At 60.5% G+C, this 14,587-nt stretch carries 10 protein-coding genes; 7 read left to right on the forward strand and 3 right to left on the reverse strand.

Annotated features, from left to right (window positions below; translation table 11 throughout):
* Positions 1-39: 39 nt before the first annotated feature.
* Entirely contained in the window at positions 40-2,034 is a 1,995-nt protein-coding gene (locus CK489_RS07400; protein ID WP_095731785.1) for a cache domain-containing protein, read from the reverse strand.
* Positions 2,035-2,445: 411 nt separating this feature from the next.
* On the opposite strand from CK489_RS07400, the gene CK489_RS07405 reads away from it, so the two are divergent.
* Positions 2,446-2,706: a hypothetical protein gene (locus tag CK489_RS07405; RefSeq protein ID WP_050628691.1), complete on the forward strand. Its 261-nt coding sequence runs from the start codon at positions 2,446-2,448 to the stop codon at positions 2,704-2,706.
* Between the two features lie 118 nt (positions 2,707-2,824).
* On the opposite strand, the gene CK489_RS07410 is transcribed toward CK489_RS07405, so the two are convergent.
* The gene (locus tag CK489_RS07410) at positions 2,825-3,403 is read right to left on the reverse strand and encodes an adenylate kinase (RefSeq protein ID WP_095731786.1); all 579 of its coding nucleotides are present in this window, start codon (positions 3,401-3,403) and stop codon (positions 2,825-2,827) included.
* 68 nt (positions 3,404-3,471) lie between these two features.
* The gene (gene acs, locus CK489_RS07415) at positions 3,472-5,445 is read right to left on the reverse strand and encodes an acetate--CoA ligase (protein ID WP_095731787.1); all 1,974 of its coding nucleotides are present in this window, start codon (positions 5,443-5,445) and stop codon (positions 3,472-3,474) included.
* Between the two features lie 317 nt (positions 5,446-5,762).
* Here acs and CK489_RS07425 point away from each other — a divergent pair, with 317 nt between their 5' ends.
* The 6 genes from CK489_RS07425 (at position 5,763) to CK489_RS07450 (ending at position 14,577) form a co-directional block, all read left to right on the forward strand.
* On the forward strand, positions 5,763-6,065 hold the full coding sequence (locus CK489_RS07425) for a DUF485 domain-containing protein (RefSeq protein WP_095731789.1): 303 nt from the start codon (positions 5,763-5,765) through the stop codon (positions 6,063-6,065).
* Positions 6,062-7,753: a cation acetate symporter gene (locus CK489_RS07430; protein ID WP_095731790.1), complete on the forward strand. Its 1,692-nt coding sequence runs from the start codon at positions 6,062-6,064 to the stop codon at positions 7,751-7,753. Before CK489_RS07425 ends, CK489_RS07430 begins: the two co-directional genes overlap by 4 nt.
* 52 nt (positions 7,754-7,805) lie before the next feature.
* Entirely contained in the window at positions 7,806-9,608 is a 1,803-nt protein-coding gene (locus CK489_RS07435; RefSeq protein ID WP_198960852.1) for a putative nucleotidyltransferase substrate binding domain-containing protein, read from the forward strand.
* A gap of 1 nt (position 9,609) precedes the next feature.
* Positions 9,610-10,281, forward strand: coding sequence for a 3'-5' exonuclease (locus tag CK489_RS07440; protein ID WP_095731791.1), 672 nt, complete (start codon positions 9,610-9,612; stop codon positions 10,279-10,281).
* Positions 10,282-10,473: 192 nt separating this feature from the next.
* Complete coding sequence (gene hemN, locus CK489_RS07445; protein WP_095731792.1) at positions 10,474-11,826, forward strand: oxygen-independent coproporphyrinogen III oxidase; 1,353 nt, start codon at positions 10,474-10,476, stop codon at positions 11,824-11,826.
* Between the two features lie 342 nt (positions 11,827-12,168).
* Positions 12,169-14,577, forward strand: coding sequence for a phosphoketolase family protein (locus tag CK489_RS07450; RefSeq protein ID WP_095731793.1), 2,409 nt, complete (start codon positions 12,169-12,171; stop codon positions 14,575-14,577).
* Positions 14,578-14,587 lie beyond the last annotated feature (10 nt).

Raw genomic sequence — 14,587 nt, forward strand, 5'->3', positions numbered from 1 at the left:
TTGTGGGCGGCTGCGCGGTGGGTCACGAAGGCCGCGGGCTTAGGCCACGGCCATCATAGGCTGCCTTGTCGAAAGTAACGAACTTAGCCTCTGTTTCGCATCGCCAGCCAGATCGAGGCTAATGAGCGCGGTCTCGTGGTCCTTACGAGCAATGGCGCCGACGAGTTCGACCGGTATCCCATCAATTGTTAGTCGAACTGGTTCGCCGATCTCCGCATTTGGCAACGCACATTCGATGAGCGTTGCCTCGAGCGAAATGTCTCGAACACGGACTGGCTTTCTCTCACCTCGAAGCAACAGGCTGCCAGGACAATGCAGCTCCAGCCGGGACGAATGCCGACGATCCACGTCGGAAGTAGAGGTGCGAATGACCCGGATGAGAGTAGCGCGCAATTCGTCTACCTTTTCCGATATGGTCATGGAGCCATCGCGGATCTCCGCCGCTCGGCGCCCCGTTTCCGTTGCCTCGGCCGAAACGGACGCAATTTGCGACGCGACCTCGCGCGCGGCATGCGACGTTTCCGCAACCGTTCGCGAGATATCCGCGGTAACTATGTTCTGCTCTTCAATCGCCGACGAGATCGTCGAAGACACCGTTTCGACATTCCGAATGACCTCGCCGATCGTAGACATCGACACCACGGAAGCGTGGGTCGCTTCCTGGATCTCGGAGATCTGCTGCGCAATTTCGCTGGTCGCTCTTGCAGTCTGCTCCGCAAGCGATTTGACCTCCGCGGCGACGACGGCAAATCCCCGGCCTGCGCTGCCCGCCCTGGCGGCCTCGATCGTCGCGTTCAATGCCAGGAGGTTCGTCTGGCCAGCGATCTCGCTGATCAGATTTGTCACCACGCCAACCTTCGATGCAGCCTCCGACAACTTGCTCATCGTCGCCTGAGCTTTCGTTGATGCGGTCACCGCCTCCAACGTCAATGATCGTGACGCTCCTACCTGGTCGGCGATCTGCGCAATAGACGCAGCAAGCTGCGATGAAGCTCTCGCCACGGTCTGCGCGTTGGTCAGCGCCTCCTCAGCCGCCGCCGCGACGCTGCTGCTGTTTCTTTCCAGGGTCATCGCCGTGTCGGTCATCATTGATGCGTTCCTCGCCATCCGATCCGTGCCGGCAGCGACCTCTCCGACCGCAACATTCGTCGCACTCTCGACATTCTCCGCCATGTCTTGCAGTGCCCTGGCCTTGGCGATCTCAGCGAGGTGTCGTCTTTCGTGATCTTGCTCAATCTCCTGGCGCGCCTTTTCGGCAGCCTTGACCCTGAACTGATCGATCGAGCGCGCCATATCGCCCAGCTCGTCTCCGCGGCCGATGCCAGGGAGCTTCATATCAAAGTCGCCCTCACCCAATCTATTCAGCCCGCTGGTCATCGCCAGGAGCGCCCTAGAGACGCGCCTGGCAAGCAACAGCGTCACTGCGCCTAGAGTGATCAGGATTGCTGCAGCAACTATCAGCACACTCCGAACTTGATCCCATATCTGAGCTTGGAGATCGTCGATATAGACACCGGTCCCAATGACCCAATTCCAAGGCAGAAAGCCGGCGACGTACGATAGCTTGGGTTGAGGAGCATCCTTCCCAGGCTTTGGCCATTGATAGTCCACAAAGCCTTGGCCTTTGAGCTTAACGACCTCAGTGAACTCGACGAAAAGCCTCTTGCCTGCAGGATCCTTTATGTCGCGCAGATCCTGCCCATCCAGCTCTGGTTTGATTGGGTGCATGATCATGGCAGGACGGAGATCGTTGATCCAGAAGTAATCCCCATTCCCGTACCTCAGCGTTCCAATTCTGGCTGCGGCATTCTCGCGAGCCTTGCTGTCGGATACGACGTTCCGCGCCGCCGCCTCGTGCTCCTCGCGGGCGATACTCAACGCAACCTCTGCAAGATGTTTCAGCTCGCTCTGACGTTGCTCGCGCAATGATGTCGCCAGGTTGCCTGTCTGCGTGACGGCGAGGCCTAGTAGTCCGCAAAAGCTGAGTCCAATGATCGCGTATATGCGATGTGCAAGAGAGATTCTTAGCTTCATTCTGCAGTATCACCAGATTTGATCAGGCGCCCGGCTTTGGCCGTGCATGGTATCGCTGGGACTGCGCGCATCCGAGGCGCGTGCCATGAAGCGGAGTATCTATTGGCTCAAATGTAAGGTCGGTAAACTCGCCTATCGGAATCCGGCATCCCGCAGAATATCGAGGCGCTCCGCTATTACCTGGATCTCTCCAGGACGCTGCCTCACCGGCCAACTTTTCCGCGCAGCATCGGCTGCTGGCCGCCGAAGCCGGGTCGTTGAGTTAAGTCAATATCTGCTCGCGAATTCGCTCATAGCATTGAAACCATAAGAGTGATCACGGCGAGATCTGTCGGCACGCGAGTTTTGCAGTACCGCCTGCTCTTCTCGATCGTTTCGTGATCAGCGGAAAATATTCTCGGAGGAACGTCCATGGATGAAATCACCCACTTTATTGTTATACCGTATGATCGCGCCGATCAGGAGCTGGTCGCGGGTCAACAGCTCAAGTGCGCTACTCCTTCCTCAGCGATAGAGCACGCGAAGCATCTTTGGAAAACTATCGGGCATGCCGGCGCCGTCGCATTGGTCAGCACCGGCTACCCGGAGCGCAAGACCACCGTGCTCAGGAAGTTCGGCATGGTGCCGGACGATCAGATCGACGAAGCGTGTCAGCTCGTCGCATCGGCATGATTTGTACGAGGCAACTCGCCGGCTGAAGCGGCAGCTCCCCCCGGAACACGTATCTCGGTCTCATGTGGCGCGGGCCGTTCCCGCCGACCCGCTTCATCTGGTTCGCGCTTGATGCCATTCACGCATCAAGCGCTTCGTTGAGCGACGCCGTCACCTCGTCCATCGATCGCAAGCCATCGACGTCCCTCAGAATTCCTTGTGCGCGGTAGTAGGTAATCAGTGGTTCGGTTTGTGCCCGATATTCCGCCAAACGAACTCTCAGCGCAGATTCGTTATCGTCCGCCCTCACATTGCCGCTGGCCATCGCTTCGGTTGCTCGGTTGAGAATGCGTCCCAGAAGCGATGCTTCGTCGACTTTCAACTGCAATACCCAGTCAAGCCTAAGACGGTCCGCCCGCAAGAGATCGTCCAGCGCTTCGGCCTGGGCAACGGTGCGTGGAAAGCCGTCCAGAATAAATCCGAATCTCGCGTCGGGACGGCGGATACGTTCGGCAACTATGGCGACGACGAGCTTATCGGAAACGAGTTCACCGCGTTCCATGGTCGCTTTCACCTGCATGCCAACCGGTGTCCCTGCCGAGACAGCAGCGCGCAGCATGTCCCCCGTCGACAATGCAGGAATGTCCAACTGTTTCGCCAAGCGGACCGCCTGAGTTCCCTTCCCGGACCCAGGGGGCCCCAACAACACGAGTCTCACTCTCGTTTCTCCTTCGATAGCGATAGTCAGATATTTTGCCCGATGCGTTCGGCTGCGGCAGTTCGGACCTACGCGCCCTTCTTGTTCTGCCGGTTCTGCACGAGGTCGTCGACCACGGCGGGATCGGCCAGCGTCGAGGTGTCGCCGAGGCTCGACGGCTCGTCCTCGGCGATCTTGCGCAGGATGCGGCGCATGATCTTGCCGGAGCGGGTCTTCGGCAGGCCGGGCGCGAACTGGATCAGGTCCGGCGAGGCGATCGGGCCGATGTCCTTGCGGACCCAGGCGACCAGCTCCTTGCGCAAGGCCTCGGTCGGCTCGGTGCCCTTCATCAGCGTGACATAGGCGTAGATGCCCTGGCCCTTGATGTCGTGCGGATAGCCGACCACGGCGGCTTCCGACACCGCCTCGTGCGCGACCAGCGAGCTCTCGACCTCGGCGGTGCCCATGCGGTGGCCGGACACGTTGATGACGTCGTCGACGCGGCCGGTGATCCAGTAGTAGCCGTCGGCATCGCGCCGGCAGCCGTCGCCGGTGAAGTACTTGTTCTTGTAGGTCGAGAAATAGGTCTGCTCGAAGCGGGCGTGGTCGCCATAGACCGTACGCATCTGGCCCGGCCATGACCTGGTCAGGCAGAGATTGCCCGAGGTCTCGCCCTCCAGCGTCTTGCCGTCGGCGTCGACGATCTCGGGCACCACGCCGAAGAACGGCCGCGTCGCCGAGCCCGGCTTCAGCTTGGTGGCGCCCGGCAGCGGCGTGATCAGGATGCCGCCGGTCTCGGTCTGCCACCAGGTGTCGACGATCGGGCAGCGGTCGTCGCCGACCACGCGATGGTACCACTCCCAGGCTTCCGGATTGATCGGCTCGCCGACCGAGCCGAGCAGCCGCAGCGACTTGCGCGAGGTCTTCTTCACCGGCTCGTCGCCGCCCTGCATCAGCGCGCGGATCGCGGTCGGTGCGGTGTAGAAGATGTTGACCTTGTGCTTGTCGACCACGTTCCAGAACCGCGAATTGTCCGGGTAGTTCGGCACGCCCTCGAACATCAGCGTGGTCGCGCCGTTACAGAGCGGCCCGTAGAGGATGTAGCTGTGGCCGGTGACCCAGCCGACGTCGGCGGTGCACCAGTAGATGTCGCCGTCGTGATAGTCGAACACGTATTGATGCGTCATCGACGCGAACACCAGATAGCCGCCCGAGGTGTGCAGCACGCCCTTCGGGGTGCCGGTCGAGCCCGAGGTGTAGAGGATGAACAGCGGGTCCTCGGCATGCATGTGCTCGGCCGGGCATTCCGTCGTCACCATGGCGGCGGCCTCGTGGTACCAGAGGTCGCGGGTCGGGTTCATGTCGATCTTGCCGCCGGTGCGCTTCACCACCACGACCCAGTCGACGCCGCCGGTCTTGGCGATCGCGGCATCGACATTGGCCTTCAGCGGCACCTTCTTGCCGCCGCGCAGGCCCTCGTCGGCGGTGATGATCACCTTGGAATCGCAGTCCTTGATGCGCTGGGCGAGGCTGTCCGGCGAGAAGCCGCCGAACACCACCGAGTGAATCGCACCGATCCGCGCGCAGGCCAGCATGGCGTAGGCCGCTTCCGGAATCATCGGCAGATAGATCGTGACGCGGTCGCCCTTCTTGACGTTCCGGGTGCGCAGGATGTTGGCCATCCTGCAGACTTCGTCATGCAGCTGGCGGTAGGTGATGTGCTTGGACTCGGAGGGATCGTCGCCCTCCCAGATGATCGCGGTCTGGTCGCCGCGCTTCTCGAGATGGCGGTCGATGCAGTTCCAGGCGACGTTCAGCACGCCGTCCTCGAACCATTTGATCGAGATGTTGCCGGGCGCGAAGGAGACGTTCTCGACCTTGGTGTAGGGCTTGATCCAGCCGATCCGCTTGCCGTGCTCGGCCCAGAAGCCGTTCGGGTCCTTGACCGAGTGCGCGTACATCTCGCGATATTTGGCGTCGTTGACATAAGCGCGCTTGGCCCACTCGGCCGACACGTCATATGTCGTTTCCAGTGCAACGGGCTCTGCGTAGTTCTTTTTCATAAGACAGCCTCCCTGAGGGCGACCCAATACCTCATACGGTCGGCGCCGGTTTGATCCCCGTCAAAAACAGCGCTCGCATGGGCTCCCCTGTGGCTACAGCTCCCTCGTTGCGCTGCTACGGACGCCAACCGTTTCCCATTTTTGACCTGCATCAAGACCTTCCCGGCCCCGTCGTACATACCTAGTGCCGCTTCAATAGCGCCTTGTCGTGAGCGAGATCGCCTCACGATCACATGTACCCGACTTTCACCATGCAGGAATATCGATCCGCTCAGCGCGGATTCGACATTCTTCTACAACGCTGAGGGGACCGTGAAGTGAGCAACTACAAAACGATAGAGCAAGACCCAAACTATCAGGAACTCGTTCGTCGACGTTCTTCGCTTGGGTGGACGTTGTCTCTGATCATGTTGATCATATACTTCGGCTTCATCCTCCTCGTCGCATACGCGCCAAAATTCCTGGGCACCCCAATTGGCGCCGGCGTGACGACCATCGGCATCCCGATCGGCCTCCTGGTTATCCTTTCGGCGTTTCTCCTGACCGGCATTTACGTCAACCAGGCCAACTCCAAATATGACTCACTGATCCGTCAGATCGTCGGGGCGCGCCGCTCATGAAGAAGCTCACTTACCTGTTCATCGCTCTATCAGTCTGCTTTCCTGCGGTCGCGCTCGCGGCCGGGACCATCGATGGCGGCACCAAGCAAGCCGTCAATTGGGCGGCCATCGGCATGTTCATCGGCTTCGTCTCCCTGACGCTTGCGATCACCTACTGGGCGTCAAAACGGACGGTGTCGGCTGCCGACTTCTACTCTGCCGGCGGCGGCATCTCGGCTGGACAGAATGGCCTTGCGATTGCCGGCGACTATATGTCCGCGGCTTCGTTCCTCGGCATTTCGGGCCTTGTCTACACGTCAGGGTACGACGGCCTGATCTACTCCGTGGGTTGGCTGGTTGGCTGGCCCGTGGTCACGTTCCTGATCGCCGAACAATTGCGCAACCTTGGCAAGTTCACATTTGCAGACGTCGCCTCGTTTCGACTCGGACAGACGCGAATCCGGATCCTTGCTGCATGCGGCTCGCTGGTCACCGTCGCCTTCTACCTGATCGCGCAGATGGTCGGCGCCGGCAAGTTGATCCAGCTGCTTTTCGGACTGGACTACTGGATCGCCGTCATCCTGGTCGGCGGCCTCATGATGATCTACGTGACCTTTGGCGGCATGAAAGCCACGACCTGGGTACAGATCACCAAGGCGATACTGCTCTTGTTCGGCGCGACGTTCATGGCCGGCGCCGTACTCTACAGGTTCGGATTCAGCCCGGAAGCGCTGTTTGCCAAGGCAACCGTGGTGCATCCGAAGAAGGTCGCCATCATGGAGCCGGGAAGCCTGATTTCGAATCCATTGTCGGCGATCTCGCTTGGCATCGCCCTCATGTTCGGAACCGCCGGTCTTCCGCATATTCTGATGCGTTTCTTCACTGTGAAAGATGCTCAAGCCGCGCGAAAATCGGTGTTCTATGCGACTGGCTTCATCGGCTATTTCTATATTCTGACCTTCATTATCGGCTTCGGCGCCATTACGCTGGTCTCGACCGATCTGACATTCCTCGATGCGGGCATTCTTGAGAAGACCAAGAGCGGCATTGCCGCCATCAGGGGTGGATCGAATATGGCCGCCATCCACCTTGCCGATGCAGTTGGCGGCAACATGTTCCTCGGGTTCATTTCTGCAGTCGCATTCGCGACCATTCTCGCGGTGGTCTCGGGGTTGGCTCTCGCCGGCGCATCCTCCATCAGTCATGACATCTACGCGATGGTGATCAAGGGAGGCCACGCCAATGAGCAAGACGAGGTTCGCGTCTCAAAGATCGCGACGCTGTTCCTGGGCGTGCTGGCGATCATTCTTGGCATAATCTTCGAGAACCAGAACGTCGCCTTCATGGTCGGCCTGGCCTTCGCCATCGCGGCGTCCTGCAATTTCCCGGTCCTGGTGATGTCGATCTTCTGGAAGGATCTCACGACCAGAGGCGCATTGGTCGGCGGTTTCCTCGGCCTGACGAGCGCGGTCGTCGGCGTGCTGTTGTCGCCCGCAGTCTGGGAGGCGACATTCGGATTCGCCAAGGGATCGGCGCCGATCAAGTTGGACAATCCAGCCTTGTTCTCGATGTCCATTGCGTTTGTCACGATCTGGCTGGTCTCGATCCTGGACCGCAGCATGCGAGCCGGCGCGGACCGCAGGGGCTTTGACGCGCAGTTTGTACGGAGCCAGACCGGCATTGGTGCAGCCGACGCCACCACGCACTGAGATACGGACCGGCGAGTTGATGCATCGCGCAAGCGCAAAGGCACCATGGTGAATGCCCAAGGCTTTCGATGCTGCAAATCCACCGTTCGATCGTCTGACGCTGCACGAAGTGGAAACACTTCGTGCGGCGTTGGACATCATATACTTTAGCCCTGACGAACTGATTATCGGGCAGAATACTCCGGCTGAATTCCTCTTCGTCGTCATCAAGGGCACAATTGAAGTGCGAGACGGCGGCGATCTGCTGGCCCTGCTCGGCCCCAAGGATAGTTTTGACAGCCGAGCACTCGTTCATGGAAGGAGCGGTCACGCGTTCGTCAGTCGCGACGAAACTCTGTGCTACGCCGTTCCAAAAGCCACTATCCTTGACCTGATTCAGAGCAACCCGCGATTTGCTTCATTTTTCTACCGCGACATCTCGCTGAAACTCGACAACTTCGTCAAAGACCAGGAGGAGCAGCGCTACGGATCAACGATGCGGGCGCGCATCTCCGAGCTGTTCATGCGCCCTGCCACCTTTATCGACGCGGGGGATACCATCGAGACCGCGGGCCATGTGATGCATGACGCCGACAGCAATGCATTGCTCGTTCGCGATGGGGAACGCACAGGCATCGTCACCGGCATGAACCTATCGAAAGCCGTGGTTCTCCGTCGCCAGTCGATTCGAGCCCCCGTGCGTGACCTCGCGCATTTTGATCTGGTCACACTGAAGTCTGACGACCTAGTATCCACCGCACTCGTCTTGATGACCAAACTGAACAAGCGGCGCATTGCGATTCGCGAAGGTGACCGCTTCATTGGAATCCTGGAAGATATCGACGTACTCGGATTCCTTGCCGGCAGCGCGCAGCTTCTGGCTGGACGCATCGAGCGCGCCGCGTCTCGCGACGATCTACTGGTCGCGGCGCGCGAAACCGCGGCCCAGGTACGTACCCTGCGTCGTCAAGGCGTCGCTGTCGAATTGATCGGCGAAATCATATCCGACCTAAATCAACGGCTGTTTTCCAAGCTATTCGAGATGCTCGCCCCGGCAGAGTTTCGCAGCAGCGGCTGCCTCATCGTTATGGGCAGCGAAGGACGCGGCGAGCAAACAATACGCACAGACCAGGACAATGGCATCATCCTGCGCAATTCCGTCGATCAAGCGCAATTGAATACGTTCCGATCCCAGTTCTCCGGTGCGTTGGCCGAATTTGGCTTCCCACCGTGCCCCGGACAGGTCATGGTGAGTAACCCCACCTGGTCGAAGCCGCTCTCGGAGTATCTGGCGGACTTTCGCAGCTGGCTCGCGCTACCCGACGCGACATCTCATTTGAACCTTGCGATCTTTTATGATGCGCGATGCGTCGCGGGCGATCCTGCGCTGCTGGCGGAAGCCAAGACAAGTCTGATTGAGCTGGTACGTGGCGAGCAGGCATTCCTCGCGCACTTCGCCCGCGCGATCGACCTGTTCGCCACACCGATAGGCCTGTTCAAGAACTTGATCACGTCCGAGGCCAATGGCGACGCGCTTGATCTCAAGAAGGGCGGCATTTTCCCGGTCGTCCACGGCGTTCGCAGTCTCGCCCTCGAGCAGGGCTTGATGGAAACCGCCACTGACAGGCGCATCGCGCGGCTGCGCGATATGGGCGTCTTGCGCGACGACTTCGCTCGCGAGCTCACCCAGGCCTTTCGATTCATGCTGATGCTGAGGCTCGATGGGCAGCTGGCGGCATCGGCCGGCGCCTCCGGCACGCTGGTGCGGCCATCATCGTTGTCGAGCATGGAGCGTGACCTCCTGCGCGATGCGTTCCATATCGTTAAAGAGTTTCGCGACCAAATTAGCCGTCATTTTAACCTTGGTATGTTTTGACGTGATCCCTCGCGCGATCAAACGTCTGTTTCACCAGGCTTCGATAGGTGACCAGTCCTATCGGTTCATGTTCGAGCGTGACACCACGGATGAGGTCGTCGCGATCGATTGCGAAACGACCGGCTTGAGCATTCGTTCGGCCGAGATCGTAAGCGTCGCTGCAATCAAGATCAGGGGCAACACGATCCTGACCAGTGAGCGCTTCGAGGAGGTCGTGCAGCCCGATGCAGGCATGCAGGCCGATGCAATCCGGGTACATCGCCTCCGCCTGGCCGACGTTGCAATGGGACATCCAATCCGGAAGTTGCTGCCGCGCTTCCTGCACTTTGTCGGTGGCCGCCCCCTCGTCGGTTACTACCTGGACTTCGACATTGCGATGCTGAACAAGTATATCCTACCCTTTCTTAGCATCGAACTGCCGAATCCCCGCATTGAGGTCTCCGAGCTTTACTACGAACGGAAGTACGGCGACGCGCCGCAGAACACTTCCATCGATCTCGCGTTTGCCTCAATCCTCAAGGACCTCGACATCCCGCAGCTTGACCAGCACGACGCCTTCAATGACGCTCTGATGACGGCCATGATGTATGTCGCACTACGTGACAAGAAGAGGAGAGGAAGTAGAATTCCCCGCTTGCGCACCCACACCGTATTCGATCCAACCGGCGGTTAGGTCGACGGTCGGGTCACGGCGGGCCGGAGGAGCCGGATTCGGCTGTCGGAACCACGCAAGTAAGACTCGCCTGCGGCGGCAACGATTCAGCATCGTCGGGAGGGAGCTGGCACTGCTTGCCTGGCAATTGAGATAGCGCAAAGCCGGAGCGCCGAAACCGGGATAGCCAACCCAGATGCGGAGGGATGGTGAATGCGACCGGACTTAGCAATTGCCTACGGACAGGATCGGCTGCCCCGCTATACGAGCTATCCGACCGCGCCGCACTTCGGCTCCGCGATCGGTGTTGCAGATTATCGGAGATGGCTCAGATCCATTCCCACGCGGCTCCCCGCCTCGATCTACCTGCACGTACCATTCTGCCGATCCATGTGCTGGTACTGCGGCTGCCACACCTCGGTGACAAGGCGAGATGATCCAATCGCTCTTTATGCTTCCGGCTTGCGCACCGAGGCACACCTGGTCGCCGAAGCCGTCGGCCAGCGCCTTCCGGTCTCGCACATCCACTTCGGCGGCGGCACGCCGACGATCATGGCGCCGGAAACCTTCGCCGATCTCGTCGGCGCGTTGCGCTACTCCTACTTCGTGCTGCCTGATGCCGAGATTGCGGTCGAGATCGATCCGCGCACCCTCACAGAGCCGATGGCCGAGGCGCTCGGCTTCAGCGGCGTCAACCGCACAAGCCTCGGCGTGCAGAGCTTCGATCTCGATGTCCAACGCGCCATCAACCGCATGCAAAGCTTCGAGCAGACCGCAACATGTGTCGAACGGTTACGGCGGGCCGGCATCGACAAGCTCAACTTCGATCTCCTCTATGGGCTGCCGCTCCAGACCGTGGATTCGTGCCTGGATACGGTCGCCAGATGCATCAAACTCCGTCCCGACCGCTTCTCGGTGTTCGGCTACGCGCACATCCCGTCGTTCAAGAAGCATCAGCGCGCGATCGATGAAAGCACGCTGCCTGGCAGCGCCGACCGCCATCTGCAGTCAGCAGCGATTGCGGATGCCCTCGTCAGCGCCGGCTATGTGCGGATCGGTCTCGATCACTTCGCTCTTCCAGATGACAGTCTTGCCGTGGCAAAGCGGGACGGCCGGCTGCGCCGCAACTTCCAGGGTTACACGGACGATTGCGCCGAAACGCTGATCGGCCTCGGCGCCAGCGCCATCGGCCGCACGCCACATGGCTTCGTGCAGAACGTCGTTGCGACGCGCGATTATCTGGCTCGCGTCGCCGAAGATCGGCTCGCCACCGTCAAGGGCTACGCGTTCACGGAGGACGATCGCTTCAGAGCCGACATCATCGAGCGCATCATGTGCAATATGGCCGTCGACCTGTCGGAAATCGCTCGATCGCACGGCCGCGATCCGCAGAGCGCAATCGTCGATCGAAAGCGGCTCGAGAGCTTGATCGCGGACGGCGCGATCACCATGGACGACGACCGGATATTCGTGAGCGGCGGCGCGGAATTCCTGGTCCGCAGCGTTGCGTCCGCGTTCGACGCTCATCTGGGACGGGCTGTGGCCACGCACAGCCGGGCTGTCTGACAGCATCCAGAAAACCAGCACATTTCCACGAAGTTGCGCTGGCTCAAATCGCAAGAGCGCCCGACATGCTCGAATGCTCTTGTTAGGACGAGCGACCCATCTTCCCCAGGGGTTATCTCGATACTCGATGCCCGGCCGCTTCGGCCGGGCTTCTTTTTTGGATTACTGCGCCAGCGACGTGGTTTTGACATAGCCGGGGTCCACTTTCGCGTGACGCCGCCCGATGGCCCGGATTGGTACGCATCTTTGCGCTGGCTCAAGCCATCCCGGTCATATTGGCTCCTTAAGATGGAACGGATGGACGGCGTTCGAGGTCATCCCTGAACTCCTCGGGAGAGCGACATGCAATTGACGACGGCTCCAAACGAACAAGCACGTACGGATGATCTTGAGTTGCTCGACCGCTACTGGCGGGCCGCCAACTACCTTTCCGTCGGCCAGATCTACCTGCTTGCGAACCCCCTGCTGAGGGAACCGCTGAAACCCGAGCACATCAAGCCGCGTCTCCTTGGACATTGGGGCACGACGCCGGGGCTCAACTTCATCTATGCTCATCTCAATCGCGTGATCCGCGGCTCCGATCTCAACGTCATCTACGTCTGCGGGCCCGGCCATGGCGGCCCCGGCATGGTCGCCAACACCTATCTCGAAGGCACCTACACGGAAATCTATCCGGAGGTTACGCGCGACACGGATGGCCTGCGAAAGCTGTTCCGTCAGTTTTCCTTCCCCGGCGGCATTCCCAGCCACGCCGCGCCGGAAACGCCCGGATCAATCCATGAGGGTGGCGAGCTCGGCTATGCACTGGTCCATGCTTTTGGTGCGGCACTCGACAACCCTGACCTGATCGTCGCCTGCGTGGTCGGCGACGGCGAGGCCGAGACCGGCCCGCTCGCTGCGTCCTGGCATTCCAACAAGTTCCTCAATCCGGTAAATGACGGCGCGGTGCTGCCGATCCTCCACCTCAACGGCTACAAGATTGCCAATCCGACAATATTGGGCCGGATGACCGACGAGGAAGTCCGCAGCCTGTTCGCCGGTTATGGCTACGCGCCGTTGTTTGTCGAAGGCGAGGACCCGCATGCGATGCATCGGCTGATGGCCGACACGCTCGACAGCGCGCTCGCGAGCATCCGTGCGATCCAGCAACCAGCACGCCAAACAGCTTCGGGCTTGCAGCGCCCGAAATGGCCGATGATCGTGCTGCGAAGCCCGAAGGGCTGGACCGGACCGAAGGAAGTCGACGGATTGAAAGTCGAGGGATTTTGGCGCGCGCACCAGGTGCCGATCGCCGACCCGCGAGGCATTCCTGAGCATCTGAAATTGCTCGAACACTGGATGAGGAGCTACGAACCGGACCAATTGTTCGACGCCGACGGGCGGCTTGTACCGCAGCTACAACAACTCGCGCCGCTGGGCGACCGCCGGATGGGTGCCAATCCACATGCCAATGGCGGACTGCTCAAGCGCGAGCTCAAACTGCCGGATTTCCGGGCCCATGCCGTCGACGTTCCGCGTCCCGGCGGGGTCGTCGCCGAAGCGACCCGCGAGCTCGGCAAGCTCCTGCGCGAAGTGGTCGCGCTCAATGCGGGCGCACGCAATTTTCGCATCATGGGTCCCGATGAAACCGCCTCCAACCGGCTCGATGCGGTCTTCGAGGTCACCGACCGGGTCTGGATGGAAGGGATCGAGCCTTACGACGTTCACCTCGCGCATGACGGGCGTGTGATGGAAGTATTGAGCGAACATCTCTGCCAAGGCTGGCTTGAGGGCTATCTGCTCACCGGGCGTCACGGCTTCTTCTCCTGCTACGAGGCCTTCATCCACATCGTGGATTCGATGTTCAACCAGCACGCCAAATGGCTGAAAGTGTCACGCGCGCTGCCATGGCGGCGTCCGATCGCCTCGCTCAACTACCTCCTCACCTCGCATGTCTGGCGGCAGGATCACAACGGTTTCAGCCACCAGGATCCGGGCTTCGTCGATCTCGTCACCAACAAGAAGGCCGACATCGTGCGTGTCTATTTCCCGCCCGACGCAAATACCCTGCTCTGGGTCGCCGATCACTGCCTGCGCACCTATGACCGCATCAATGTCATTGTCGCCGGCAAGCAGCCGTCGCCGCAATGGCTTCCGATGCGCGAAGCGATCACCCATTGCGAGGCCGGCATCGGCATCTGGAAATGGGCCGGCACCGAGGCGCCGAATCGCGAGCCCGACGTGGTGATGGCCTGCGCCGGCGACGTTCCCACACTGGAAACGCTCGCCGCTGTCGATCTCCTGCGCAAGGCGCTGCCTGATCTCAGGATCCGCGTGGTCAATGTCGTCGACCTGATGACGCTGCAACCGCAGGAGCAGCATCCTCACGGCCTGTCCGATCGCGACTTCGACGGCCTGTTCACGCGGGACAAGCCGGTGATCTTCGCCTATCACGGCTACCCCTATCTGATCCATCGCCTGACCTACAACCGCGCCAACCATGCCGGCATGCATGTGCGCGGCTTCGCCGAGGAAGGCACCACCACGACGCCGTTCGACATGGTCGTCTTGAACCAGCTCGATCGTTTCCATCTCGCGATCGAAGCGATCGAGCGGGTGCCGCGCCTCGACATTGCTGCCGCCCACGTGAAACAACAATTCCGCGACAAGCTCATCGAGCACACGCGCTATGTGCGCGAACATGGCGAGGACATGCCGGAGATCCGCGACTGGGTTTGGCCGGGCCGCGCAGACGGCGAAGCGTCGCAGTAAGCGCGAGGAA

The organism is Bradyrhizobium sp. UFLA03-84 (assembly GCF_002289535.1).
GTDB lineage: Bacteria > Pseudomonadota > Alphaproteobacteria > Rhizobiales > Xanthobacteraceae > Bradyrhizobium > Bradyrhizobium viridifuturi.